This window comes from Pseudazoarcus pumilus (genome assembly GCF_002872475.1).
GTDB lineage: Bacteria > Pseudomonadota > Gammaproteobacteria > Burkholderiales > Rhodocyclaceae > Pseudazoarcus > Pseudazoarcus pumilus.
Genome location: NZ_CP025682.1, coordinates 14,623 through 37,562, shown reverse-complemented (window position 1 = coordinate 37,562; position 22,940 = coordinate 14,623). Strand labels below are relative to the sequence as shown.

Here is a 22,940-nt window from a genome sequence, read left to right as displayed (position 1 = left end):
TGCACTCAGGCCTGACCGGTGAGCTGGGCGTAGAGCATGGGCAGGCGCGCGGTCAGGTCTTCGGGCCGGCGCAGCACGGTGTAGCCATTGACCCCGAACAGATGCGGCAGATAGCTCGAGCCCTCGCGGTCGATGGTGATGCAGAAGGGCTTGATGCGCCGGCGGCGTGCCTCGAGCACGGCCATGCGCGTGTCCTCGATGCCGTAGCGCTCTTCGTAGTAGTCGATGTCGTGCGGCTTGCCGTCGGTGAGCACCAGCAGCACGCGCAGCGACGTGTCCTGGCGTTCCAGGATGCTCGTGGCGTGGCGCAGGGCCGGGCCGATGCGGGTGTAGAAGCCGGGCTTGAGGCCGGCCACGCGCCCGCGCGCGGCGTCGTCCCAGTTGGCGCCGAATTCCTTCAGGTGATGGAAGCGCACCTGCGCACGCGTCTGCGACGAGAAGCCGAACAGGCCGAATCGATCCCCCGTGGCGGTGAGCGCCTCGGCGAACAGCATCAGGCTGTCGCGGATGACGTCGATCACGCACTGCGCGGGCGACACGCGCGCCTCGGTCGACAGCGACAGATCGGCGAGCACCATGCAGGACAGATCGCGCTCGCGGTTGCGCTGCGCGATGTAGAGATTCTGCTCGCGCTCGTGGCCGCCGGCGATGCGGTCGGCGTGCAGACGCACATAGGCGTCCAGATCCGGTTCGGTACCGTCGGGTTGCCCGCGCAACCACTGGCGCTGCGGCACCAGCGCGGCGAACTGGCGACGCAGCTTGTGCGCATGCTTGTGCAGACGTTCGGGCAGGGCCTCGCCACCGGCGCTGCGACCGATGAACTCCTGCACCATGCAGTGGCCAGGCAGCAGCACGCGCTTGCGATAGTCCCACTCGTCGGCCGGAATGCCGACGCCGACCTCGATGTCCTCGTGCGGCCCCGATGGCGTGTCGACGTCGAAGCGCACGCGCGCGCCGGCACTGGTGCCTTCGGCGCCGGTGGTCGGTGGCAGCGCGACCTCGTCGGATTCGCCGTCGTCCTCGCGCGTGACGCGAATGAACTCCGTGACCGCAGCCGGCTTGTCCATCTTCACGGTGTGCGTGATGTTGTCGGTGCGGCGCGGGCGGTCCTCGCGCGCATCGTCGTCCTCGTCATCGCGCAGGCGCACGCGCCGCGCGGCACCGGCAGAAGCGCCTGGCGGCGGGTTCAGGTGCAATCGCGTGACGTCGCCGGCGAAGGCGGCGAGCAGGCGGTCGTGGCGCGCGGCGATACCGGGCCGGTCACGCAGGACGCGCGTGATCGCGGCTTCGTTGGCACCGGCCCAGTCGCCGTCAACAGGCGGCTCGAAGCTGGATGCGAGTGCGACGAACCACAGGTAGAGCTCGCGGTTGAGCGAGGCGTCGTCGAAGGCGGCCAGCCACTGCGGCAGGCACAGCAGCTCTTCGTCGCGCCAGGCGCCCAGGTCGGTGCGGCCGGCGGCGACACGCAGCACCGGGTCGCGCCCGAGCGCGCGGAACAGGGTCGAGCTCGTGCGTTCGATGTCGCGCAGCAGGACAGCATGTTCGGGCAGCTCGGGCATGGCAGCACGTATCAGCCGAAACTCGCGCGGATCACTTCGAGCAGGGCCTCGGCGACATCCTCGTCGTCGGTGAGCGCCTCGACGAGCACCGCGCTGCAGGCCTCCACAGGGTCCATGCCGTCGTGGATCAGGCGCGCGGCGTAGACCAGCAGTCGGGTAGAGGCGACTTCCTCGAGGTCGACGTTCTTGAGCACGCGCATCTGGCGACCGATGTCGACGAGCCGGGTCGCCACGTCCTCGCTGCAGCCGGTCTCGCCGACGAGGATGGAGCGCTCGACCTCGGCCGAAGGGAAGTCGAAGCGCAGGGAGACGAAGCGCTGGCGCGTCGAAGGCTTCATGCCCTTGAGGAAGTTCTGGTAGCCGGGGTTGTAGGAGACCACCAGCATGAAGCTGTCCGGTGCGCGCAGCATCTCGCCGGTACGGTCGATGGGCAGCATGCGGCGGTCGTCGGCCAGCGGGTGAATGACCACCGTGGTGTCCTTGCGCGCCTCGACCACCTCGTCGAGGTAACAGATGCCGCCCTCGCGCACGGCACGCGTGAGCGGGCCGTCGTTCCAGTAGGTCTCGCCCTCGCCGATGAGGTGGCGGCCGACCAGGTCGGCGGCGGTCAGGTCGTCGTGGCAGGCGATGGTATACAACGGCAGGCCCAGGCGCGCGGCCATGTGCACGACGAAGCGCGTCTTGCCCACGCCGGTCGGGCCCTTGAGCAGCAGCGGCAGGTGGTTGCGCCAGGCGCGTTCGAACAGGTCGATCTCGTTGCCGACGGGTTCGTAGTAGGGGAGTTCGCGGTCTTTCTCGGTCATCTGGGAGGCTTCCTTTGCCGGCGCAGGATAGCACGCGCCGCGGGCGATTTCGCTCGACGGCGATTGTGTCGGAGGCGTTTGGACGGCATGATTGCCCGTTCCGAATTCAAGGGCCGATCGCGCCGTCATGAACTACGTCGACCGCATGCTCCTCCCGGGCGAGAAGATCGCCTACCGCACGCGACTGCATCCGATGATCTACGTCAAGCCGGTGATCCTGTTCGTCGTGCTGACCGCACTGGGCCGCGTGCTGCCGCCCGAGTACCAGCCCTATGCCGCGGTGCTGATGGTGGTGATCCTGCTGCCCTATACCTTTCTGGTGTCGAGCGCGCACGCGGTCGGCGACATCGCCGTCACCGGCCAGCGCGTGCTGCTGCGCGTGGGACCGCTCGCCAGCCAGTTCTCGCACCTCCTGCTGCACAAGATCGTCTCGGTCGATGTCGTCGCGAGCATCGCCGGCTCGGGTACGCTGCGCATCAACATGGCCGGCGACGTGCAGCGCTCGGTCAGCTTCGTACGCGATCCCGGGGCGCTCGCCAGGGCCATCGAAGATGCACGCGACCAGCTGATCGCCGAGGATCGCCGCTAGGCAGCCTTGTCGTCGGTCTTGAGCACGCCGCTGCCGGCGAGGATTTCAGCGATGGTGGCGGGGTCGCGCTGCTTGCGTTCGCTGTAGCGATCGGTCAGCCAGTCCTTGCGGTCGCGCAGCAGCATCGTGAACTTGTAGAGCTCTTCCATCACGTCGACGATGCGGTCGCGAAACGGCGAGGGCTTCATGCGGCCGTCGTCGTCGAACTCCTGCCAGGCCTTGGCCACCGACGACTGGTTGGGAATCGTGAACATGCGCATCCAGCGGCCCAGCACGCGCAGCTCGGCCACCTTGGGGTGATCGGGCTCCACGCTGTGCGGCAACGGCAGGTCGCGCGGATGGAAGAAGCGCACCTCGGCGGCGAGCCGGCTGAAGGAGCGCTCGCGCCATGCCGCGCCGGATTTGCGCCGCGCGCCGCATCGGCAACACAATGGGGGCTTTGCCGCTTCACGGAGAACACGCATGAAGACCGTCACGCTGCCTTCGGGCAAGACCGTTCCGGCACTCGGCCAGGGCACCTGGAAGATGGGCGAGATCCCGTCGCTGCGCAGCGAGGAGATCGAATCCCTGCAACTGGGCATGGACCTGGGGATGACGCTGATCGACACCGCCGAGATGTATGGCGACGGCGAATCCGAGGAACTGATCGGCGAGGCCATCGGCCATCGTCGCGACGAGGCCTTCTACGTCAGCAAAGTGTATCCGTTCAACGCCAGCCGGCGCGGCGTGATCGAGGCTTGCGAGCGCAGCCTGCAACGCCTGGGCACCGACCGCATCGACCTGTATCTGCTGCACTGGCCCGGTTCGACGCCGCTGGAGGAGACCTTCGCAGGCTTTCAGGAACTCAGGGCCGCGGGCAAGATCCTCGACTACGGCGTGAGCAACTTCGACACGCGCGGCATGAAGCGCTGTCATGAGGCCAAGGGCGGCGACCAGATCGCCACCAACCAGATCCTCTACAACCTGGTGCGTCGCGGGCCCGAGTGGGACCTGCTGCCGTGGCAGCACCAGCACGGCATTCCGGTGATGGCCTATTCACCGATCGAACACTCCCCCAACGAGCAGTTCGGTTTTCTCGACGACCCCACGCTGGAAGCCGTCGCCCACCGCTACGGCGCGACCCCGGCGCAGATCGCCATCGCCTGGCTGCTGCACCAGCAGAACGTGATCGTGATTCCCAAGGCCGGCCGCCCCGAGCATGTGCGCGAGAACCGCAAGGCGGCCGACATCGAGCTGAACTCGCAGGACTTCGCCGAACTCGACGAGGCCTTCCCGCCGCCGTCGGGTCCGACACCGCTCGACATCCGCTGAACGCGGGGTGTCACCGATGAAACCGCATCTGTCGATGATCACGCTCGGCGTGCGCGACCTGCCGCGCGCCGTGCGCTTCTACGAGCAGGGTCTGGGTCTGCCGCGGCTGGATCTGGACAGCGACTCGGTGGCCTTCTTCACGCTGGCCGGCGCCTGGCTGGGGCTGTACGGACGCGAGGCGCTGGCCGAGGATGCCGGCGTGCCGGCCGCCGGCAGCGGCTTTTCGGGCGTGGCGCTGGCGCACAACGTCGCCTCGCGCGAGGACGTGGACGCGACGCTGGCGCAGGCCGTGGCTGCCGGCGCCACGCTGATCAAGCCCGGCCAGGACGTGTTCTGGGGCGGCTACTCGGGCTATTTCGCCGACCCCGACGGCCATCTGTGGGAAGTGGCGTGGAACCCGTTCATGCAGGTCGGGCCGCACGCCGGCTGACGCCTGCTACAGACTCTGGTGGGTGCCGTCGCAATACGGTGCGTTGCCGGTGCGCTTGCACCCGCACAGGAAGACCTTTTCCGATTTCTCGGCGGTAAAGCGCAGCGGCTGGAACGGCCCGCCCTGGTGGGATCCGTCGCAGAAGGGTTGCTTCGCGCTCTTGCCACAGGCGCACCAGAAGTAGGTCTTGCCGGCCTCGACTTCGACCGGATACGGGGCCTTTTGCGGCATCTCGGGTATGGGTTCACTCATCGTGGGTCTCCTGGCTCGAGCGACGCCGGATGGGTCGCTACAGATGACAGGCTATGCCCTGGCGAGCGTAAACACCAACGGCCGGACCCGTGAGGGCCCGGCCGTCGTCATGCGGAGGAAGGGAAACCGTGCGCTCAGGTGGCGACCGGCGCGGCCTTTTCCGTTTCCGGCGTGCTGCGGATCAGGTGGTCGAAGGCCGACAGCGCGGCCTTGCTGCCCTCGCCCATGGCGATGACGATCTGCTTGTACGGCACCGTGGTGCAGTCGCCCGCGGCGAAGATGCCGGGCACCGAGGTCTCGCAACGCGCGTCGACCACGACTTCGCCATAGCGCGAGAGCTCCACCGTCCCCTTGAGGAAGTCGGTGTTGGGCAGCAGGCCGATCTGCACGAACACGCCGGCGAGTTCGACACGTCTGGATTCGCCGCTGACACGGTCGGTATACACCAGGCCATTCACGCGTCCGCCCTCGCCGGTGATCTCTGTGGTCTGGCCGCTGGTGATCACGGTGACGTTGGGCAGACTCGTGAGCTTGGCCTGCAGCACCGCGTCGGCGCGCAGCCTGGCGTCGTACTCGATGAGCGTGACGTGACCGACGATGCCGGCCAGATCGATGGCCGCCTCAACGCCCGAGTTGCCGCCGCCGATCACGGCCACGTGCTTGCCCTTGAACAGCGGCCCGTCGCAGTGCGGGCAATAGGCCACACCCTTGCCGCGATACTCGCGCTCGCCGGTCACGCCCAGTTCCTTCCAGCGTGCGCCGGTGGCGACGATCACAGTGCGGCTCTTGAGCACCGCGCCGTTGTCGAGCACGACTTCGGCCAGGCCACCGGGACTGGACGCCGGCACGAGCTTCTCGGCGCGCTGCAGGTTCATCACGTCGACCTCGTAGGTCTTCACGTGCTCTTCGAGCGCGGCGACCATCTTCGGACCTTCGGTTTCCTTGACCGAGATGAAGTTCTCGATCGCCATGGTGTCCATCACCTGGCCACCGAAACGCTCGGAGACGATGCCGGTAGCGATGCCCTTGCGCGCCGCGTAGATGGCTGCGGCCGCACCGGCCGGACCACCGCCGACGATGAGCACGTCGAAGGCGTCCCGGGCGGAGAGCTTCTCGGCTTCGCGCGCGGCCGCGCCGGTGTCGACCTTGGCCAGGATCTCGTCGAGCGGCATGCGCCCGGAACCGAATTCCTCGCCGTTGAGCATCACCGTCGGCACCGCCATGATGTTCTTCGACTCGACCTCGTCGCGGAACACGCCGCCGTCGACCATGGAGTGGCGGATCTTCGGGTTGAGGATCGCCATCAGGTTGAGGGCCTGCACCACGTCCGGGCAGTTGTGGCACGACAGCGAGATGTAGGTGACGAATTCCATCTCGGTGTCGAGCGCGCGGATCGCCTCGATCTGCTCGGCGCCGACCTTGGGCGGGTAGCCGCCGGCCTGCAGCAGCGCGAGCACCAGCGAGGTGAATTCGTGGCCCATCGGCAGGCCGGCGAAGCGCACGCCCATGTCGGTGCCGGCACGGCTCACCGAGAACGAGGGCACGCGCTCGCCGTCCACGCTGTCGGCACGTCGGGCGACGACGTGTGCGGACAGTTCGGCGATCTCCTCGATCAGTTCGAGCGTCTCGCGCGACTTGGCGCCGTCGTCGACGAAGGCGACGAGTTCCACATCCTGATCGATGCGCTCGAGAAGCGTCTTGAGCTGGGCTTTCATGTTGGCGTCGAGCATGGCTGACTCCCTGAGCAGTGTTCGGTTGAAGTTCCGGTGTGGTGTCCGGCTCATTCAGCAGCGCCGCGCACGGCGCTCCTGGATGAGCCGCCCGGTGGGCGGCTCGGCGGTCATGCCCGTCACCGCGAGTGACGGGCCGTGACCAACGGCAATTTAGATCTTGCCGACCAGATCCAGCGACGGGGCCAGCGTCTGCTCGCCTTCCTTCCACTTGGCCGGGCAGACCTCGTTGGGGTGCTCGGCGACGTACTGGGCGGCCTTGAGCTTGCGCAGCGTCTCGGTGACGTCACGGGCGATCGCGTTGTCGTGGATCTCGACCGTCTTGATCACGCCTTCCGGGTTGATCACGAAGGTGCCGCGCAGGGCCAGGCCTTCTTCCTCGATATGCACGCCGAAGGCACGCGTCAGCTGGTGCGTCGGATCGCCGACCAGCGGGAACTTGGCCTTGCCGACGGCCGGCGAGGTCTCGTGCCACACCTTGTGCGAGAAGTGGGTGTCGGTGGTGACGATGTAGACCTCGGCACCGGCCTTCTGGAATTCGGCGTAGTGGTCGGCCGCGTCCTCGACTTCGGTCGGGCAGTTGAAGGTGAAGGCGGCCGGCATGAAGATCACGACGGACCACTGGCCCTTCAGGTTCTCTTCGGTGACGGGGATGAACTTGCCGTCATAGAAGGCGGTGGCCTTGAACGGCTGCACGGCGGTGTTGATCAGATTGCTCATGCGAATCTCCTTTTCGGGTTGATCGAAGGGATGAAAACGTTTCGGCGTTTCACCGACACCTGCAGTCTATTGCGCTGCACGATATTAGTGAAATGAATTACAGGTATTCAATGCATAGCTTTCGGTAATCCATAAGCCCTACTGATGTAGCTATAAACGAATCTGGTAGCTGATTTCAGGGGTGGATCACGATGTGAATCATTAAAATAAAAACGGCCCGGGCGCAAGCCCGGGCCGTTTTGTCAATGCTTGATGCTGCGGTGCAATCAGCTCATCAAGGCCTTCACGTGGACTTCGGTGCTGCTTGCCAGCCCGTCCAGGCTGTAACCGCCCTCGAGAATCGACACGATGCGCCCGCCGCAGCACTCCTCGGCGATCTCCTTGAGCTGCTCGGTGATCCAGCGGTAGTCCTCGTCCTTGAAGTTCAGCCCGGCGAGCGGATCGAGCGTGTGCGCGTCGAAGCCGGCCGAGATGATGATGATCTCCGGGTTGAAGGCGCGCAGCTTGGGCAGCAGCTCGCTCTCGACCTGGCTGCGGAACACCTTCGAATCGCAGCCCGGCGGCAGCGGCACGTTGACGATGTTGTTGGCCACACCGGTCTCGGCGCGCGAACCGGTGCCTGGATACAGCGGCGACTGGTGGGTGGAGCCGTAGAACAGGGCGGGATCGTCGAAGAAGGCATCCTGCGTGCCGTTGCCATGGTGCACGTCAAAGTCGATCACGGCAACGCGCTCGAGCATGTGATGCTCCTTGGCATGCACGGCGGCGATCGCGGCCTGGTTGTAAATGCAGAAACCCATCGCGCGGCTGGGCGTGGCGTGGTGGCCGCAGGGGCGCGTGGCGCAGAACACGTTGTCGACCTCGCCGTTCATGACCGCGTCGACACCGGCGCAGGCCGCACCGACGCAACGCAGGACGGCCTCCATCGATCCGGGCGACATCACGGTGTCTCCACCGTCGAGCGGCATCGTGCCGTGACGCGGCGAGACTTCCTCGACATCGGAGACGTAGTCCTCGGTATGCACCAGCAGGACTTGCTCGCGCGTGCCCAGCGGCGCCTCGCGCCATTTCAGGTCGGCGAAGTCCGGCTTCTGCAAGGCCGACAGCACGGCCTTGAGGCGTTCCGGCGACTCCGGATGGCCGGGGCCCGGACGATGTTCGAAACAGGCGGGGTGGGAGTAGATGAGCGTAGTCATGGTGTCCTCATAGGTTGGCCGCGCTCGTGCGCGGCGATGGATTCATGGTGTTGCGCAACTTGATCACGCCGCACACCGGATCGGGGACGATCCACGTCTGCGGCGGCCCGCGCCGAGTGGCGGGCAATGGAGGCTGAATATACACCGTCCGGCATTTCACTTCGGCCGGTGGCGTTCGCGCCTTGCATCGCTCAGCGCTTGTCGGCGCGACCGGAAAGACGCCGCAACAAGCGTCCCGCGCCGACCAGCTGACGCCGCAGCAACCCCCAGTTTTCGGCACGCCGGCGTGCATCCACGCAGCGCATCAGGCGAATTCGCAAGGCCGAGTCGTGGCGGTCGAGCAATGCCGACCGGAGCAGATCGTCGACATTGTAGACCCGGCCATCGGCCAGACACACTGGCACGACGTCTCCGGGCTCGAAGGCGAGGTCCCTCGCCAATGCGACGACGGCATCGCGGATGTTCTCAGCCTTGGGCGTTGCAGCGACCACCAGATCATACGGCGGTTGCCACTCGGCGGCCGGGCGTAGACGGTCGATGTGGGTGGCCACGGCCAGGATCGGCGGCGGACGTTTCGCCGCGTCGTTGGCGTAGATCGCGCGCAGTTGCTGCAGGCATTTCATCTCCTGCTGCCGGTCGGGCCGGTTCACGGGACTCACCCACAAAACGAAATCCGCACTGCGCGCGGCCTTGACGAAGGACGCCTGCGCGAACAGACCGTTTTCACAGCCCGGTGAATCAAACACCAGCGCGCGCGTCATCCCCTCGCGCTCGAGCGCATAGGGCACCAGATCGACGGTGGTATCGGGCAAGGCATCGGAAGCGGCGGCGAGTTCTCCAAACAACGCATTGATTAGACTGGACTTGCCGGCATTCGTTCGACCCAGAACGAGGATGCGCAGTGGTTCGGATGAGGTCTTGGCTTCCTCGGCTGCGCGCTCGTCATCCTTGCGTGAAGCCTCGGTCACCTGATCGCTGGGGGACGACTCGTCCAGCGGCAGACGTCCGCTGTACAAGTCGATGGCGTAGAAGCCGACCTTGCGCACGAAGGCGCTCAGCAGCCAGCGGTGCAGTTCGCCGCTGACCGCGCCCACGCCCAGATCGCGCACGCCGCGCCAGGCTTCGCCGACGAGCGCGTGCACCGGATTGATCACCATGCGACCGGCGCGATAGACGAGAAACAGCTTTTCGGCGGATCTGCGCCAGCGCTGCATGCGGAAGATGTCGCCAATCACCAGACGATGGCTGAAGGGCACGTGATCGACGATGTCGCGACGCAGATCGGCGCTCGCGCGCTCGATGATGAGCAGCATGTGCGGCACCGTGAGTTCCAGCAATGGCTTGTCCACGCCGGGGTGATAGGCCTCGGCGACGGTGTCCAGGGTGCGGCGCCCCAGGCCGAGCAAGCGCTCGGCGTCGTCCAGCGGCCAGTCCTCGGGATCGAGTTCGTCGGCGAGCGCCTCCACGCGGCCCCAGACTTCGTCGGCCGCAGGCGGCCATTGCGGGTTGGGTTCGGTCGCGGCGTCGGCCAGCAACTTGCGCTGACGCTTCATCAACAACGCCTGCATCGCGTAAGCGGTCGCCGCGCACGCCACCATCGCACCCAGCCACCACAGCAAGAAACCGTTCTGCCACAGCCACAGCAGGCCGAGTACGACGAGCGCGAGCATCGGCAGCGCGGACAGCAGCAGCGCCACGGCACGCAGCGGATCGATGCGACGGAGCAGCCGTGAGAGCTTCATTTGCGTGTGCGACCGAAGCGTTCGCGCAGCATCGCCGCCCCGCTGTCGAGGGCCTCGGCATAGACCTTGCGCAGGTTGCCGGCCTCGACGCGGACGCCGGCATTGCGCTGCGCGAAGAAATACACCGCTGCCTTGCCCAGGGCGTAGGTTGCCGCGCCGCTGGTGCTCGCGCCCCATACCGCGCCCACGCTCTGGCCGAAGCCGGGGATGAACTTGACCACGCTTTTGCCCACCATGCGCGCGACCAGCCCGGTCGCCACCCCGGCACCGAGCAGGCTGACGAACTCGGTCGTGGTGCGTCGATCCCAGGACTGGTCGTAGAGGTTCGACAACGCATGCAGAAGCTTGGCCTGTACCCCCGAGACCGTCACCAGATCGACCACCGGCAAGGCGCCCAGGGCCGCCGCCGTCACCGCATGGCCGACAATCTGCTGGTGTGCGCTGCGCGCGTACACGTCGCGCACGCTCTCGTCGCCGCGCAGCTGGCGCTCCAGTCCCAGCGCGGACACCTCTTCGATGGCGCGCCACAAGGGCTCGATACCATAGTGCTGCGGCGTGTAGCCATCCTCGGGCTGGGTCAGATCGACCGCAACCCAGGCCTTCGCCCCGCGACCGGCAAGGCTGTCGAGCACCTCGCACTGGCGCACGAGGGCGCGCTGCAAGTCGTCGGGCAGCGCGCCGATGCCCGATTCATCGTCGAAGGGATAGGGCAGGACATGCTCGCCGCCGGGCACGTACAACTCGTGCAGGCCCGTCAGTACCAGCAGCACCGGCCAGTCCGGATGCCGTCGCCGCACCGCGCGCAGTACGTCGGCCACCGCCTGCTGCTCGAAGTCCGCGATCTTCATCACCGCCAGCACCAGATTGGCGTGCGACTCGCAGTAGCGGATGTCCTCTTCCGGATCGTAGGCAATCTCGCCCAGACCGCGGGTATCGAGAAAGCGCACCACGGGCGCGGCCTCGGGGAAGTCGTAGAGGCGCGCGGTGCGCGTGCAGGGCTGATATCCGTTGCCGATCTCGGCGCTGTCGCTGCCGGTCAGCGCACGGATGATGGAGGTCTTGCCCGCCTGCGTCTTGCCCAGCAGCCACACTACCGGGATGGGCGCGCGCTCGCGCGCCTGTCGCAGGGTCTCTTCGAGTTCCGCCTGGTCGACCGTCGGATCGAGCAGGGCCGACTTCAGCCGCCTGGCGTACACCGTCCAGTTCCTGAGATCCTGCGAAGCCATCGTCACAACCAGAGAGGGCGAGAGATGCCGAAGGGATCAGTGTAGCAACACTGTCGGATCGGGCCCGGCCGGGGCCGGATGCGCAAGTCAGGACGCGGATTCGTCGTTCCCGGAGAACAGTTCGCGGGCGCGGGCACCGGCCGCACGATGGACACTGCGCAGTTCGGTGGTGTCGATCACCTCACCACCTGCTCTTCTCGCCAGATACCAGTCGGCTGCGCGACCCAGCGCATAGGTCGACGCGCTGGCCGAGCGCGCACTCCAGGCCGCTCCCACGCTCTGTCCGACCAGCGGCACGAACTTGAGCGCGCTGCGCCCCAGCGTCTGCCCCAGCATGCCGCCAGCGATACCCGGACCCAGCCGGCCGAGCAGATCGCGCGCCATGTCCGGCGTCCAGCGCATGTCGTGTATACGGGCGATTTCGCGCAGCATGCGTGCCTGCAGCGCGATCACCGCGACGATATCGACCACCGGCAGTGCACCCAGGCCAGCCGCGGTGCGCGAACGCGCGATCAGCACGCGCTCGACTTCTCGATCGCGCGCGGCACGTTCGGCCGAGGTCGGTACGGGGTGCGGACTGGAAGAGGCTGACGGGTCGGCGGTCGGGGGCACCGCCGCGTCGGACGGCGCATCGAACAACGCACCGAGCAGGCGATCACGATAGGCCGCCCATTCGATCTTTGGAAACTTCACGTACGGATGAACGCAAATCGAACCACGGGGATCAGTTGCGCGCCGCGGCGCCACCTGCATCCGGATTGGCCGCGGCGGCGTCCGCCACCTTGTCGCGATCCTCGGCGAGACCCACGGCCTCGACGGCTCCGCGCCCGGCCTGACGCAAGCGGGCGGCGGCCGAGGCGGTGGCGTCGATGATGCGGCGTGCCGCGTCCTCGGCGGCTTCCTTGGCGTCACGCACCTCACCCGCCGCATTACGCACGACGGCGTCTGCAGCGACCCGTTCGGCGCGCTGCGTACCCTCCGCGGCCGTGCTTCGCGCCACATCCGACATCGGTCGCTCGGGACTGCACCCGGCAACCAGGACGACCCACGAGACGGCCATGAGGGCCGTGGCCCTGTTCATTCCTGAATTCCTTGCAAAGCGGTTCGACACGACCCGAACCTATGCCTTTAGTTAAAAAAAACAAGTCCCATTAGCCAAAACGCAACGCTTTGTTGCACTAAACCAACAAATTTTCCCTGAACCGGTCGGCCTGACGCAAAAAAGCCCGCTCTGGCGCGGGCTTGCGTTCGCATCCTGCGTAGTTACTTGACGCGGTTGCGGTACTCGTCGGTACGCGTGTCGATTTCGATCTTGTCGCCGATTTCGACGAAGGCCGGCACCATCAGTTCGTAACCGGTACCGATCGTGGCCGGCTTGAGGACCTTGCCCGAGGTATCGCCCTTGACGGCCGGCTCGGTGTAGGTGACCTCGCGCACCACGGTGGTCGGCAGATCGACCGAGATCGCCTTGCCGTTGTAGAAGACGACTTCGCACTGCAAGCCGTCCTCGAGGTATTTGAGCGCGTCGGTCATGTTGTCGGCTTCCACTTCGTACTGGTGGAACTCCTCGTCCATGAAGACGTACATCGGGTCGGCGAAGTACGAGTAGGTGACTTCCTTGCGCTCGAGCACCACCATGTCGAACTTGTCGTCGGCCTTGTACACCGACTCCGAAGCCGCCCCGTTGAGCAGGTTCTTGAGCTTCATCTTCACGACCGCAGAGTTGCGGCCGGACTTGTTGTATTCGGTTTTCTGCACGACCAGCGGGTCGGCGCCGACCATGATGACGTTGCCCGAACGAAGTTCCTGTGCGGTTTTCATGCTTGCGAGATTCCTGACGGTTGCGAGCGCGGCGTCGTTGATCGTTCCCGGAAACGGCCCGCGAATTTTTAAAAACCGCTGATTATACGCCAGTTTCTCAAAAGTCGACCAGGCTCGACGCAAGGTCGGGCAAGGCCGCCTGCCGCGTCGCCCACGCCCTGCCATGCGCCTGAAGCGCCGGCAACGCCGCCGCAAAGTCCGCCCAGGTCGTCACCACCTCGCCGAATCCGTTCCATGCGCGCCAGAACGCGGTCAGTGCCTGCGTGCTTTTCGCATCCAGACCGTCGCCGAACCGCACCATGAAGGCGTCGAGCTTGTCGCGGTGGGCATGCTCGCGTTGCGGGTAGACCTGCCACACGAAGGGCCGCGCCGCCCATTGCGCGCGCACGAAGGAATCCTCGCCGCGCACGAAATTGAGGTCGCAGGCCCACAGCAAGCGGTCGTACGTGTCCTGATCGGTAAACGGCAGCACGACCACTTGCAGCGCACGGTCGCGATGGTAGCTTCCGGGCCGACCCGGAGCCGCACCGAAATGGCGCGTAAGCGCATCCGTGGAGCAGCCTTCGGGCACCAGCAGCAGCACCGGACGCTTCCCGCTCGCCCAGATGTCCAGCAACGCGGGCAGCGGCGCCTGTGCATAGCAGAACAGCGAGACCGCCAGCACGTCTTCGCCCACCTCGATGCCAGTTCGCGCAGACAATAGCGCGCGGCACGCCGTCCGGTCGTCGATCACCGCGTCACGCGCGGACAACAGCGAGGGTTCGCGCAGCAGGCCACCCGTACGCGGCGTGAAACCGGGGAAAAAGAAGTGCTTGAGCAGCGGCAGTTGCGGATGCGGCGAGCACATGCGGTGACAGCCCTCGACCCAGTCTTCCGCACTCAAATACTCGAGGTTGATCCACGTCGGCGGAGGACGTCGACACGCCATGGCATGCAACACGATCTCGGGCAGTTCACACGCGAAGGCCTCCACGACGACGTCGGCCTCGACAACGGCTTCATGCGCCCAGGGGATCAATTCGACGCCGTCGATGCTGCACGGCACTGGCTGCGCTGAAGTGTCAGGACACAGCCTGCGAAGCGCTTCCCAGTCATCGACTCGCAGTTGGACATGCTGCCGATGATGCACCGCAAGAGTGCGCGCAAGCCGCCAACACACGCCGATATCCCCGAAGTTATCCACAACGCTGCAGAAGATCGTCCAACGGCGGCCGGGGTGCGAGATCGATGCCTTCATGAAATGCCCTGGAGGGTTCATTCCAGCAACTAAATCCTTTCAAGACAATAGCTTGTCATCAAGAACGCAGTGGATTCACGCCTAACGAAAGTACTATGCAAACACGACTGTGGGATGGGCTTTACTGCGTGTGTTTCACCAAAGCGACGAAGTCAACAACTTTGTCCACAGCTTGCGAAATCCCACGACACTGCGTGCTTCATTCAATCGGCATGGGCGTTGCAGTGTAATTCTGCAATTGCTGCAGGTCCGCATCGCCGAGCCAGCGCCACTCGCCCACGGGCAGGTCGGCAGGCAGTTCGAGACCGCCGATCGCACTGCGATGCAAGGCTTCGACGCGATTTCCCGCGGCCGCCACCATGCGGCGCACCTGATGGTATTTCCCCTCGGTCACGACCATCTCGAGCGCGCACTCGCTACGGCGTTCGCAGGCAGCCGCCCGCAAGGGCGCGCGCTCGTCCCGCAGCAACACACCATCGAGCAGGGTCGCGACCATCGCGTCATCGACCGGATGACGTGTGACGACCTCGTAGCGTTTTGGGATGCGGCGCTTGCCCGAACTCCAGGCGTGGATGAAGGTCCCGTCATCCGAGAGCAGCAGCAAACCGGTCGTGTCGACATCGAGCCGCCCCACCGGTTGTACGCCCCGGCCCGCCAGTTGTGGCGGCAACAGCTCGAAGACCGAACGGTGATGGCGCGAGTCGCGCGAACATTCGTAGCCGAGCGGCTTGTGCAGCATCAGGCAGGCACGCTCACGGTACTGCCAGTGCTCACCGTCGACAACGAAGTTCAGGCCCTGCGCATCGACTTCGGCAAAGGGGTCGTCGACGGTCTGCCCGTCGATCTCGACCAGGCCGGCGCGCAACATGGCGCGGCACTCCCTACGGGTACCGAATCCCTGCGATTGCAACAAGCGTTCGATCTTCATGCGCCGCAGTGTATCGCGGACGCCACACTTGGCGCGCCTGATTGTTGGGGAAAGGCAGGCGCACAAGTTGTTCGGCGATTGTGGACAACACGGCTGCAATCGCCATTGGCGGTTTTGCTCCACAACGGGCCCCCATGGAGCGCACCCGTTTGCCCCCCACGTAATCCCGAAGCCAAGTGCCCGATTGCACTGCAGAAAACAGGCTTACCCACAGCTTTGGCGCGAGCATTATTAAAGAGGTTTTATATTTAAAGAAAAGTACACAAAGGAACAGATGACCCACCGTTTCGCCGGATTCAAAGGGCCTTGGAGCAGATGAGAACCGCGTTAGACTGTGTCGGCGTCAAAGGTGGAGAAGGTCGTGAAGTTTGAACATGTCGTGATCGTAAACGAGCCCGACAACCCTTTGCTTGAGGACATTTCGCGGGAAGAACTGTGGTTCGGTCTGCTCTGCAGGGTCGAGAATCCAGCCCCTTTTCTACCGGGACTGGAAGGGTGTTCGGTGCTCGACCGTCGTGGCGACGAACTGTTGCGCGAACTCGACTTCGGTGAACTCAAGATTCGTGACCGTGTCACCATGGTGCCGATGGAGTCGGTGACCTTCGAGGCCGAAAGAACGGCTGAACATGCAGGTGGGACGCTGACCATCCGCATCGAAGAACCCGTGCCCGAACAACTGGTGCTGCGCTTCATGTACGCGACCACGCTGCAGGAAGAGAACGACGACGGGCCGGACATGATCGCGCAGTTCGTCCGTTCCGCTTATCACGAGTCCGACATCGACACCGTGCGCGTCATCCGGGCCATCGTCTCATCGGGTCGTATGCAGTAACATCGCCGCCCCGCCGGGTGCGGCAATTCGTCAGGAAACAGCTTTCATGTGGTTTAGGAATCTGCAGGTCTACCGTCTGCCGGCGCCGTGGAACATCACCGCCGACGCGCTTGAGCAACAGCTCGCAAGCCGTCGCTTCCAGTCCTGCGGCAGCCAGGACATGGAAACCCGCGGCTGGGCATCGCCCTGCGGCGATGATCGGCTGGTGCATCGCGTCGGCGATCAGTGGCTGATCGCGCTGGGTGTCGAACAGCGCCTGTTGCCGGCTGCGGTGGTCAAGCAGGAGGCCGAAGAGCGCGCCGAGGACATCGCCGCGCAACAGGGATTCAAACCCGGGCGCAAGCAGATGCGCGAGCTGCGCGAGCAGATCACGCAGGAGTTCCTGCCGCGTGCGTTCACGCGTCGGCGCAAGGTCTTCGCGTGGATCGATCCGGTACGCGGCTGGCTGGCCGTCGATGCGGCCAGTCGCAAGCGCGCCGAGGACGTGCTCGAGACGCTGCGTGACGCGCTCGACACCCTGTCGCTGGCCTTGCTGCGCACGCAACGCTCGCCTGCGTCGGCGATGGCCGACTGGCTGGCCGGTGGCGATGCGCCCGCCGGTTTCACGATCGACCAGGACTGCGAACTGCGCTCGCTGACCGAGGACAAGGCGGCAGTGCGCTACGTGCGCCATGCGCTCGACGGCGAAGAAGTGCGCGGTCATCTCGAGGCCGGCAAGCTGCCCACGCGTCTGGCGCTGACCTTCGACGACCGGCTCAGCTTCGTGCTGACCGAGACGCTGGAAATCAAGCGCCTGGACTTTCTCGACGTGGTCAAGGAACGCGTCGAGGATGCGGGGGCAGACGATGCGCAGGCACTGTTCGATGCGTCGTTCGCGCTGATGACGGCCGAACTGGCGCGGTTGCTGCCGGCGCTGCTCGACGCGCTGGGCGGCGAGCTCGAAGCGGACGCGCCGACGCCGGTGACGGTAACGGCCACCGGCGCGATGCCTCCCTGGGAGGAAGCCGCCTGAACGGGCGCTCGCGCCTTATGCCGTGAAGGCCTGGATGCCGGTGATGGCGCGGCCCAGGATCAGCGCGTGGATGTCGTGCGTACCCTCGTAGGTATTGACCACCTCGAGGTTCACGAGGTGGCGCGCGACACCGTATTCGTCGGAGATGCCGTTGCCGCCGAGCATGTCGCGTGCGGTACGTGCCACGTCCAGCGCCTTGCCGCAGGAATTGCGCTTGAGCATCGACGTGACCTCGACCGGCGCGAGGCCCGCTTCCTTCATGCGACCGAGTTGCAGACAGGCCTGCAGACCCAGCGCGATCTCGGTGGTCATGTCGGCGAGTTTCTTCTGCACGAGCTGGTTGGCGGCCAGCGGGCGACCGAACTGCTTGCGGTCGAGCACGTAGTCGCGCGCGGTTTCACAGCACCAGGCGGCCGCACCCAGCGCACCCCAGGCAATGCCGTAGCGCGCCGAATCCAGGCACGTGAACGGGCCCTTGAGCCCGCGCACGTCGAGCACGTTGGCATCGGGGCAGAAGACGTCATCGAGCACGATCTCGCCGGTGATCGAGGTACGCAGGCCGACCTTGCCGTGGATCACCGGCGCGGACAGGCCGTGCCAGCCGCGCTCGAGCACGAAGCCGCGGATCTCGCCTTCCTCGTCGCGTGCCCAAACCACGAACACGTCGGCGATCGGGCTGTTGGTGATCCACGTCTTGGCGCCGGTGATGCGCCAGCCGCCTTCGGCGCGGCGCGCGCGCGTGGCCATGCTCGCCGGGTCGGAGCCGTGATCCGGTTCGGTCAGGCCGAAGCAGCCGACGATCTCGCCGCTGGCCAGGCGCGGCAGATAGTGGTGACGCAGGGTCTCGGAGCCAAAGCGGTGGATCGGCAGCATCACCAGCGAGGACTGCACGCTCATCATCGAGCGGTAGCCCGAATCGACGCGTTCGACCTCGTGCGCGATCAGGCCGTAGGCGACGTAGTCGAGTCCCGCACCGCCGTATTCCTCGGGGATCGTCGCACCCAGCAGGCCCATCTCGCCCATCTCGCGGAAGATCTCGCGGTCCGTGTGTTCCTCGCGGAAGGCATGCAGCACGCGCGGCATCAGCTGCCCGGTGCAGTATTCGCGCACGCTGTCGCGCACCATGCGCTCGGTCTCGCTGAGCTGATCGGTCAGGCGCAGCGGATCGTCGCGATCGAAGCTCGGTCGGTTGGCAGCCATGACGGTCCTCCTCGGGGTCGGATCGCCAGCATCGCGCCGCGACGGCGGAGCGTCAAGCCGGCCCGAGGTTGCGAAAGACGTTGAAGGCGAACGCCAGGCAGCCGGCCGCGAAGATGCCCTCGGAGGCGAGCAGCACACCACCGGCCGCGGTGATGCCGTGGAGCATCAAGGCGAGCGAGACCATCATCAGCGGCAGGCCGAGGTTGTGCATCCAGAAGTGGACACGCGCCAGCCAGCTCGCTGCGGCGCGCGGATACTGGCCGTAGATGAGTCCGGCTAGCGCCAGCGAGGCCCAGCCCAGCAGGGCGACATGGGCGTGTACGGGGCGCAGCGTGAAGTTGGCGCTGACGCCCATCGCGACGCCCAGTGCGATCGCGGCGAGCAGGTAGAGCACCGCGAGCTTGAGCCAGCGCGACGCGGGCGGGGTGGAGTCGGTGACATGCATGGCGCAATTCCTTTCAGGCGGTGACGGTGTCGACCAGGCGCCGGGCGGCTGCCGCGATGGCGTCGGCCTGCGGCACGAAGGCCTGTTCAAGCGGCCACGAGGCCGGCGCCGGCGCATCCGGTCCGGTCAGACGCAGGACCGGTGCCTTGAGTGCGTCGAAGGCGTGCTCGGCAACCAGCGCCGCGACTTCGGCACCGACGCCGCACGGAGCCGAGGCTTCATGTACGACGACGAGCCGGCCGGTCTTGCGTACGGAGGCGAGGATTGCCCCTGTGTCGAGCGGCTTGAGCGTGCGCAAATCGATGACCTCGGCCGAGATGCCGTCGTCGGCCAAGCTTCGGGCCGCCTGCATGCAGCCATGCACGGTCTTGGCGTAGCTCACCAGGGTGACGTCGCGACCGGCGCGCAGCGTGCGGGCGCGGCCCAGCGGCACGCGGTGCTCGCCTTCGGGGACCTCGCCGGATTCGAAGCCCAGCGCCAGATCCATGAAGAAGATCACCGGGTTGTCGTCGCGGATGGCGGCGGCAAGCAGTCCCTTGAAATCGGCGGCCGAGGACGGCATCACGACCTTCAGCCCGGGGCTGTGCACGAACCAGGCCTCGATGTTGTGGTTGTGCTGCGCGCCCACCCCCCAGCCGGCGCCGGTCTGTGCCAGCACCACCAGCGGGAAGCGCGCCTGTCCGCCTGACATGTAGCGCAGTTTGCCGGCGCTGTTGACGATCTCCTCCATCGCGAAGCACAGGAAGGGCGCGAACAGCAGATCGACGACCGGGCGCAACCCGGTGGCGGCCGCACCCACGGCGGTGCCGGCGAGGATGCCCTCGGCCAGCGGGGTGTTGCGCACGCGCGCGGGGCCGAACTCGGCGAGCAGCGCGGTGCGCTTGGTGGCCACGCCCTCGCCGAAGATCAGCACGCTCGGGTCGCGGCGCATTTCATCGGACAGCGCCTGCGAGACGGCGTCGTTGACGGTCATGGAAGTCATGTCAGCTCTCCTCGGCATAGACGTCGGTGGTCAGTTCGGACAGTTCGGGAAACGGCGAGTCCTTGGCGAAGGCCAGCGCCGTGTCCAGGCGTGTGCGCACGTGGCGCTCGAGTGCCTCGATGCCGGCGCGATCGAGGGTGCCGGCATCGAGGAGGCGTTGCGATAGCAGCGTGACCGGATCGCGGGCCTTCCACGCGGCCAGTTCGGCCGCATTCACGTAGGCCTGATCGTCGGGCTCGACGTGACCGCGCGTGCGGTAGGTCAGCGTTTCCAGAAAGTACGGCGTGCGATGGCGGCGGATGTGTTCGACGGCGGTGCGTGCGGCTTCCTGCACCGCCAGCACGTCGTTGCCGTCGACGGTGGCGACGGGCAGTCCGTGACTGTGCGCCCACGTCGATACGCTGTCGGACGGCATGGTCTCGCGCCGGTGCACGTAGGCCTGCCACTGGTTGTTCTCGCACACGTAGAGCAGCGGCAGCTTCCACATCACGGCGAGGTTCAGCGACTCGTGGAAGACGCCCTCGCAGGCCGCGCCGTCGCCGAAGAAGCAGGCGACGATGCCGTCGTCCTCGCGGGTCATGGTCTGCGACAAGGCCACGCCCGGCGCCAGCGACAGGCTGCCGCCGACGATGGTCGAGGTCAGGATCACGCCCAGCTCGCTGGCCGTGATGTGCAGATGGCCGCTCTTGCCCTTGCAGTAGCCGGTGCTGCGGCCGAGTACCTCGGCCAGCATGCGCCCGGGGTCGGCGCCGCGGGCGAGCAGATGACCGGCGCTGCGGTGGTTGGTGAGGATGCGGTCGTGCGGCGCGAGCGCCGCGACGACGCCGGCGGCCGAGGCTTCCTGGCCGACCGAGGTGCAGGTGCCGGGGCCGTCGCCGGCGGCGTTGAGCGCGATCACGGTTTCCTCGTAGCCGCGGATCAGCAACAGGGTTTCGAGCAGTTCGCGCGCACTGCGCGGGAGAGGGGTCATGGTGTGCTCCTTGCGGGCTGGACCGGGGTGCCGGCGAGGAGCCCACTGTATGCGCACAGCCGCTTGGAATGTCTTGCCTTAACAGTCTTTTAGGATGGGCATAGCGAATTTTCAGCGTGGCGGCCCGGCCACCTCGACCAGCCGCAGCGGGCGGCGCACTTCGAGCCGCAGCAGGCCGCGCCCGGCGCTGACCAGGCGCACGCAGGCGTCATGCTCGTCGAGGCGACGGCGCAGCAGGATCAGCCGCGCCTCGAGATTGTCCGACAGGTCCGGCAGGCGGATGCGCGGATCCAGTCGCAGCTCGCGGTTGGAAAAGCGCACGCGACCCCGGTCGGTGTAGTCGTGCAGCATCGCCCACAGGATGGTGCCGGCCACGCCCTTGATGAGGTATTCCCCATCGAGGAAAACGCTGTCGTTCTCGGCATAGCGGCGTACCTCGACCGGCGTGCCGGCGGGCATGACGGGTTCGGTCGGCGCGGCATCGTCGTGCGTGTCGGCGGCGTGCTGGTGGTGCAGCACCGCGGCGCCGAGTTGGGCGGCGAGCGCGGCCAGTGCGTCTTCTTCGTCGTAGCCGAAGCGCAGGTCCTGCGCGCTCTCGGCATACAGGATGCCGAGCAGACGCCCGGCGGCGCGAACGGGTACCGCGAGCTGGCTGCGCGATTCGGGCAGGCCCGGCAGCGGAATCTCGGTCTCGAGTGCGCCGGCCAGGCCGCCGTCGAGCGCCTCGGCGCGGATCGCGCGGCCATAGGCGGCGTCCAGCGTCATGTGGCCGATGCGGATCGGCGTCGCGTGACGCGCGGCCATGCCGATGACGCCGTCGCCGACGCGGATCTCGGAACCCACGCCGGAGCGCTCGTAACCGAGGCTGGCCACCGTGTACAGCTTTTCGTGGGCGGCGTCGAGCATCAGCACCATGGCATGGCCCATGCCGAAGTGACGCTTGAGCGCGGCCAGCGTGTCGGTCAGCAAGGTTTCCAGATCGGCCGCGGCAGCCATTGTGTCGGTCGTGGCGCGCAGGGCTGCGAGCAGGCTGCGCCGTGGCGGCGCGGCCGGCAGGGCCGCGGCGGGGACGCGTTCGATGTCGAGCACCGCATAGACGTCGGAGCCGAGCAGGCGGAACACGCCGCTCATGCCGGTGTGCGAGGCGATGCCGGCGAGCTTGGCACGCATGCGCTCGAACAGCGGGCCGGCGGTCTCGGTGCGCAGATAGCGGATCAGCAGGCGGTGACGCTCGGCGCTTTGCGGATGGGTGACGATCAGCCGCGCGTGCGGGTTCTCCAGCACGTTGCGGCGCGTGGTGTTGAAGAACTGGTAGGACAGCGCGATGTGGCGCTGGTCGACGTATTCGGTCTGCGACAGGTAGGCGACGTTGGGCATGCCGTCGGCCGAGCAGGTCGCGACGATGCCGGGGATGGTGCCCTCCAGCGACTCGCGGATCAGATCCAGGCGGATCGTGTTCATGGCTGGCGCAGCGGCTGGCCGGCGCGCGGGCCGGGGGTCTGCGTGAAGGCCGCGTCGGGCGTGAACTCGATAGCCGCCAGTTCGTCGTCGGGGCAGCCGACCATATGTGCGACGGTGTCGGCACCGAAGCCCAGGGCCGCCAGGTGTGCGACGAAGCCCTCGCGGTAGCGTCGCACGCATTCGAGGTCGCCGTCGGCGAGCGACAGCACGCGCGCGTCCGTACCCTTGAACTGCACCGTGCGGTGCGTGGCCGGCAGCGTGAACACCACGGCGATGCGTCGGTTGGTGGCCAGGTCCGCGAGTACCGCGCGTGACTGCGCGCGGCTGACGAAGATGCGGATGCGTTCGTGCCCGTCGCAGACGCGGCAACCGAAGCCGCGCGTGAGGTTGGGCAGGCGTGCCGCATCGCAACTGCCGACGCTGATCGACACCTCGCCACCGATGAACCGGGCGAGTTCGTCGTCGATGCGCACGGCCTGCGGCGGGTTCATGGA

At 66.5% G+C, this 22,940-nt stretch carries 25 protein-coding genes; 5 read left to right on the top strand and 20 right to left on the bottom strand.

Features of this window, described 5'->3' with window-relative positions:
- Window positions 1-5 precede the first annotated feature (5 nt).
- Entirely contained in the window at window positions 6-1,559 is a 1,554-nt protein-coding gene (locus C0099_RS00180; protein WP_102245561.1) for a nitric oxide reductase activation protein NorD, read from the bottom strand.
- Window positions 1,560-1,570: 11 nt separating this feature from the next.
- Window positions 1,571-2,362: a CbbQ/NirQ/NorQ/GpvN family protein gene (locus C0099_RS00175; protein ID WP_102245560.1), complete on the bottom strand. Its 792-nt coding sequence runs from the start codon at window positions 2,360-2,362 to the stop codon at window positions 1,571-1,573.
- Between the two features lie 127 nt (window positions 2,363-2,489).
- Here C0099_RS00175 and C0099_RS00170 point away from each other — a divergent pair, with 127 nt between their 5' ends.
- The gene (locus tag C0099_RS00170; protein WP_102245559.1) at window positions 2,490-2,951 is read left to right on the top strand and encodes a YdbT family protein; all 462 of its coding nucleotides are present in this window, start codon (window positions 2,490-2,492) and stop codon (window positions 2,949-2,951) included.
- Here the strand turns inward: C0099_RS00170 and C0099_RS00165 are convergent.
- The gene (locus C0099_RS00165; protein WP_269807775.1) at window positions 2,948-3,415 is read right to left on the bottom strand and encodes an NADPH-dependent FMN reductase family protein; all 468 of its coding nucleotides are present in this window, start codon (window positions 3,413-3,415) and stop codon (window positions 2,948-2,950) included. The genes C0099_RS00170 and C0099_RS00165 overlap by 4 nt on opposite strands.
- Here C0099_RS00165 and C0099_RS00160 point away from each other — a divergent pair.
- Together C0099_RS00160 and C0099_RS00155 are read left to right on the top strand one after the other, a co-directional pair.
- Window positions 3,414-4,262 (top strand): aldo/keto reductase, encoded by an 849-nt coding sequence (locus C0099_RS00160; protein WP_102245558.1) that lies wholly within the window; start codon window positions 3,414-3,416, stop codon window positions 4,260-4,262. The genes C0099_RS00165 and C0099_RS00160 overlap by 2 nt on opposite strands.
- A gap of 16 nt (window positions 4,263-4,278) precedes the next feature.
- Window positions 4,279-4,692: a VOC family protein gene (locus C0099_RS00155; RefSeq protein ID WP_102245557.1), complete on the top strand. Its 414-nt coding sequence runs from the start codon at window positions 4,279-4,281 to the stop codon at window positions 4,690-4,692.
- Between the two features lie 6 nt (window positions 4,693-4,698).
- Here the strand turns inward: C0099_RS00155 and C0099_RS00150 are convergent, their stop codons facing one another.
- From C0099_RS00150 to C0099_RS00105, 11 genes are all read right to left on the bottom strand, one after another.
- Entirely contained in the window at window positions 4,699-4,944 is a 246-nt protein-coding gene (locus C0099_RS00150; protein WP_102245556.1) for a CDGSH iron-sulfur domain-containing protein, read from the bottom strand.
- A 134-nt stretch (window positions 4,945-5,078) separates the two neighbouring features.
- Window positions 5,079-6,674 (bottom strand): alkyl hydroperoxide reductase subunit F, encoded by a 1,596-nt coding sequence (gene ahpF / locus C0099_RS00145; protein WP_102245555.1) that lies wholly within the window; start codon window positions 6,672-6,674, stop codon window positions 5,079-5,081.
- Between the two features lie 153 nt (window positions 6,675-6,827).
- The gene (gene ahpC, locus C0099_RS00140) at window positions 6,828-7,394 is read right to left on the bottom strand and encodes an alkyl hydroperoxide reductase subunit C (protein WP_102245554.1); all 567 of its coding nucleotides are present in this window, start codon (window positions 7,392-7,394) and stop codon (window positions 6,828-6,830) included.
- Window positions 7,395-7,660: 266 nt separating this feature from the next.
- Window positions 7,661-8,590 carry a histone deacetylase family protein gene (locus tag C0099_RS00135; RefSeq protein ID WP_102245553.1) on the bottom strand — a complete coding sequence of 310 codons (930 nt, stop codon included), beginning with the start codon at window positions 8,588-8,590 and terminating at the stop codon, window positions 7,661-7,663.
- 191 nt (window positions 8,591-8,781) lie between these two features.
- Window positions 8,782-10,332, bottom strand: coding sequence for a GTPase family protein (locus C0099_RS00130; protein ID WP_102245552.1), 1,551 nt, complete (start codon window positions 10,330-10,332; stop codon window positions 8,782-8,784).
- The gene (locus tag C0099_RS00125) at window positions 10,329-11,558 is read right to left on the bottom strand and encodes a YcjF family protein (protein WP_102245551.1); all 1,230 of its coding nucleotides are present in this window, start codon (window positions 11,556-11,558) and stop codon (window positions 10,329-10,331) included. The genes C0099_RS00130 and C0099_RS00125 overlap by 4 nt, the downstream gene beginning before the upstream one ends.
- Before the next feature lie 87 nt (window positions 11,559-11,645).
- Window positions 11,646-12,251 (bottom strand): DUF697 domain-containing protein, encoded by a 606-nt coding sequence (locus tag C0099_RS00120; RefSeq protein WP_164084839.1) that lies wholly within the window; start codon window positions 12,249-12,251, stop codon window positions 11,646-11,648.
- Between the two features lie 31 nt (window positions 12,252-12,282).
- Window positions 12,283-12,639: a hypothetical protein gene (locus C0099_RS15940; RefSeq protein WP_164084837.1), complete on the bottom strand. Its 357-nt coding sequence runs from the start codon at window positions 12,637-12,639 to the stop codon at window positions 12,283-12,285.
- A gap of 182 nt (window positions 12,640-12,821) precedes the next feature.
- Window positions 12,822-13,379, bottom strand: coding sequence for an elongation factor P (gene efp, locus C0099_RS00115; RefSeq protein ID WP_102245549.1), 558 nt, complete (start codon window positions 13,377-13,379; stop codon window positions 12,822-12,824).
- 97 nt (window positions 13,380-13,476) lie between these two features.
- The gene (earP, locus tag C0099_RS00110; protein WP_102245548.1) at window positions 13,477-14,616 is read right to left on the bottom strand and encodes an elongation factor P maturation arginine rhamnosyltransferase EarP; all 1,140 of its coding nucleotides are present in this window, start codon (window positions 14,614-14,616) and stop codon (window positions 13,477-13,479) included.
- A 199-nt stretch (window positions 14,617-14,815) separates the two neighbouring features.
- Window positions 14,816-15,544 carry a pseudouridine synthase gene (locus C0099_RS00105; RefSeq protein ID WP_173768932.1) on the bottom strand — a complete coding sequence of 243 codons (729 nt, stop codon included), beginning with the start codon at window positions 15,542-15,544 and terminating at the stop codon, window positions 14,816-14,818.
- Between the two features lie 349 nt (window positions 15,545-15,893).
- Here C0099_RS00105 and C0099_RS00100 point away from each other — a divergent pair, with 349 nt between their 5' ends.
- On the top strand, window positions 15,894-16,376 hold the full coding sequence (locus C0099_RS00100) for an SRPBCC family protein (protein WP_332870251.1): 483 nt from the start codon (window positions 15,894-15,896) through the stop codon (window positions 16,374-16,376).
- A 46-nt stretch (window positions 16,377-16,422) separates the two neighbouring features.
- Window positions 16,423-17,388, top strand: coding sequence for a recombination-associated protein RdgC (locus C0099_RS00095; RefSeq protein ID WP_102245547.1), 966 nt, complete (start codon window positions 16,423-16,425; stop codon window positions 17,386-17,388).
- 15 nt (window positions 17,389-17,403) lie between these two features.
- On the opposite strand, the gene C0099_RS00090 is transcribed toward C0099_RS00095, so the two are convergent.
- From C0099_RS00090 to C0099_RS00065, 6 genes are all read right to left on the bottom strand, one after another.
- Window positions 17,404-18,588 carry an acyl-CoA dehydrogenase gene (locus tag C0099_RS00090; protein WP_102245546.1) on the bottom strand — a complete coding sequence of 395 codons (1,185 nt, stop codon included), beginning with the start codon at window positions 18,586-18,588 and terminating at the stop codon, window positions 17,404-17,406.
- A gap of 52 nt (window positions 18,589-18,640) precedes the next feature.
- Complete coding sequence (locus tag C0099_RS00085) at window positions 18,641-19,033, bottom strand: cytochrome-c oxidase (RefSeq protein ID WP_102245545.1); 393 nt, start codon at window positions 19,031-19,033, stop codon at window positions 18,641-18,643.
- 13 nt (window positions 19,034-19,046) lie between these two features.
- Window positions 19,047-20,015 (bottom strand): alpha-ketoacid dehydrogenase subunit beta, encoded by a 969-nt coding sequence (locus tag C0099_RS00080; protein WP_102245544.1) that lies wholly within the window; start codon window positions 20,013-20,015, stop codon window positions 19,047-19,049.
- Between the two features lies 1 nt (window position 20,016).
- Window positions 20,017-20,985, bottom strand: a complete 969-nt coding sequence (locus C0099_RS00075; RefSeq protein ID WP_102245543.1) for a thiamine pyrophosphate-dependent dehydrogenase E1 component subunit alpha — start codon at window positions 20,983-20,985, stop codon at window positions 20,017-20,019.
- Window positions 20,986-21,096: 111 nt separating this feature from the next.
- On the bottom strand, window positions 21,097-22,446 hold the full coding sequence (locus C0099_RS00070) for a GAF domain-containing protein (protein WP_102245542.1): 1,350 nt from the start codon (window positions 22,444-22,446) through the stop codon (window positions 21,097-21,099).
- Window positions 22,443-22,937, bottom strand: coding sequence for a pyridoxamine 5'-phosphate oxidase family protein (locus C0099_RS00065; RefSeq protein WP_102245541.1), 495 nt, complete (start codon window positions 22,935-22,937; stop codon window positions 22,443-22,445). The genes C0099_RS00070 and C0099_RS00065 overlap by 4 nt, the downstream gene beginning before the upstream one ends.
- Window positions 22,938-22,940 lie beyond the last annotated feature (3 nt).

Excerpts from the sequence above, each read along its gene's own strand:
- C0099_RS00170 (WP_102245559.1), top strand. The coding sequence starts at position 2,490 with ATGAACTACGTCGACCGCATGCTCCTCCCGGGCGAGAAGATCGCCTAC.
- C0099_RS00135 (WP_102245553.1), bottom strand. The coding sequence starts at position 8,590 with ATGACTACGCTCATCTACTCCCACCCCGCCTGTTTCGAACATCGTCCG.
- ahpC (WP_102245554.1), bottom strand. The coding sequence starts at position 7,394 with ATGAGCAATCTGATCAACACCGCCGTGCAGCCGTTCAAGGCCACCGCC.
- C0099_RS00155 (WP_102245557.1), top strand. The coding sequence starts at position 4,279 with ATGAAACCGCATCTGTCGATGATCACGCTCGGCGTGCGCGACCTGCCG.
- C0099_RS00075 (WP_102245543.1), bottom strand. The coding sequence starts at position 20,985 with ATGACCCCTCTCCCGCGCAGTGCGCGCGAACTGCTCGAAACCCTGTTG.
- C0099_RS00090 (WP_102245546.1), bottom strand. The coding sequence starts at position 18,588 with ATGGCTGCCAACCGACCGAGCTTCGATCGCGACGATCCGCTGCGCCTG.
- C0099_RS00065 (WP_102245541.1), bottom strand. The coding sequence starts at position 22,937 with ATGAACCCGCCGCAGGCCGTGCGCATCGACGACGAACTCGCCCGGTTC.
- C0099_RS00130 (WP_102245552.1), bottom strand. The coding sequence starts at position 10,332 with ATGAAGCTCTCACGGCTGCTCCGTCGCATCGATCCGCTGCGTGCCGTG.
- C0099_RS15940 (WP_164084837.1), bottom strand. The coding sequence starts at position 12,639 with ATGAACAGGGCCACGGCCCTCATGGCCGTCTCGTGGGTCGTCCTGGTT.
- C0099_RS00150 (WP_102245556.1), bottom strand. The coding sequence starts at position 4,944 with ATGAGTGAACCCATACCCGAGATGCCGCAAAAGGCCCCGTATCCGGTC.
- C0099_RS00105 (WP_173768932.1), bottom strand. The coding sequence starts at position 15,544 with ATGAAGATCGAACGCTTGTTGCAATCGCAGGGATTCGGTACCCGTAGG.
- C0099_RS00095 (WP_102245547.1), top strand. The coding sequence starts at position 16,423 with ATGTGGTTTAGGAATCTGCAGGTCTACCGTCTGCCGGCGCCGTGGAAC.
- efp (WP_102245549.1), bottom strand. The coding sequence starts at position 13,379 with ATGAAAACCGCACAGGAACTTCGTTCGGGCAACGTCATCATGGTCGGC.
- earP (WP_102245548.1), bottom strand. The coding sequence starts at position 14,616 with ATGAAGGCATCGATCTCGCACCCCGGCCGCCGTTGGACGATCTTCTGC.
- C0099_RS00160 (WP_102245558.1), top strand. The coding sequence starts at position 3,414 with ATGAAGACCGTCACGCTGCCTTCGGGCAAGACCGTTCCGGCACTCGGC.
- C0099_RS00175 (WP_102245560.1), bottom strand. The coding sequence starts at position 2,362 with ATGACCGAGAAAGACCGCGAACTCCCCTACTACGAACCCGTCGGCAAC.
- ahpF (WP_102245555.1), bottom strand. The coding sequence starts at position 6,674 with ATGCTCGACGCCAACATGAAAGCCCAGCTCAAGACGCTTCTCGAGCGC.
- C0099_RS00180 (WP_102245561.1), bottom strand. The coding sequence starts at position 1,559 with ATGCCCGAGCTGCCCGAACATGCTGTCCTGCTGCGCGACATCGAACGC.
- C0099_RS00125 (WP_102245551.1), bottom strand. The coding sequence starts at position 11,558 with ATGGCTTCGCAGGATCTCAGGAACTGGACGGTGTACGCCAGGCGGCTG.
- C0099_RS00085 (WP_102245545.1), bottom strand. The coding sequence starts at position 19,033 with ATGCATGTCACCGACTCCACCCCGCCCGCGTCGCGCTGGCTCAAGCTC.
- C0099_RS00080 (WP_102245544.1), bottom strand. The coding sequence starts at position 20,015 with ATGACTTCCATGACCGTCAACGACGCCGTCTCGCAGGCGCTGTCCGAT.
- C0099_RS00165 (WP_269807775.1), bottom strand. The coding sequence starts at position 3,415 with ATGCGTGTTCTCCGTGAAGCGGCAAAGCCCCCATTGTGTTGCCGATGC.
- C0099_RS00070 (WP_102245542.1), bottom strand. The coding sequence starts at position 22,446 with ATGAACACGATCCGCCTGGATCTGATCCGCGAGTCGCTGGAGGGCACC.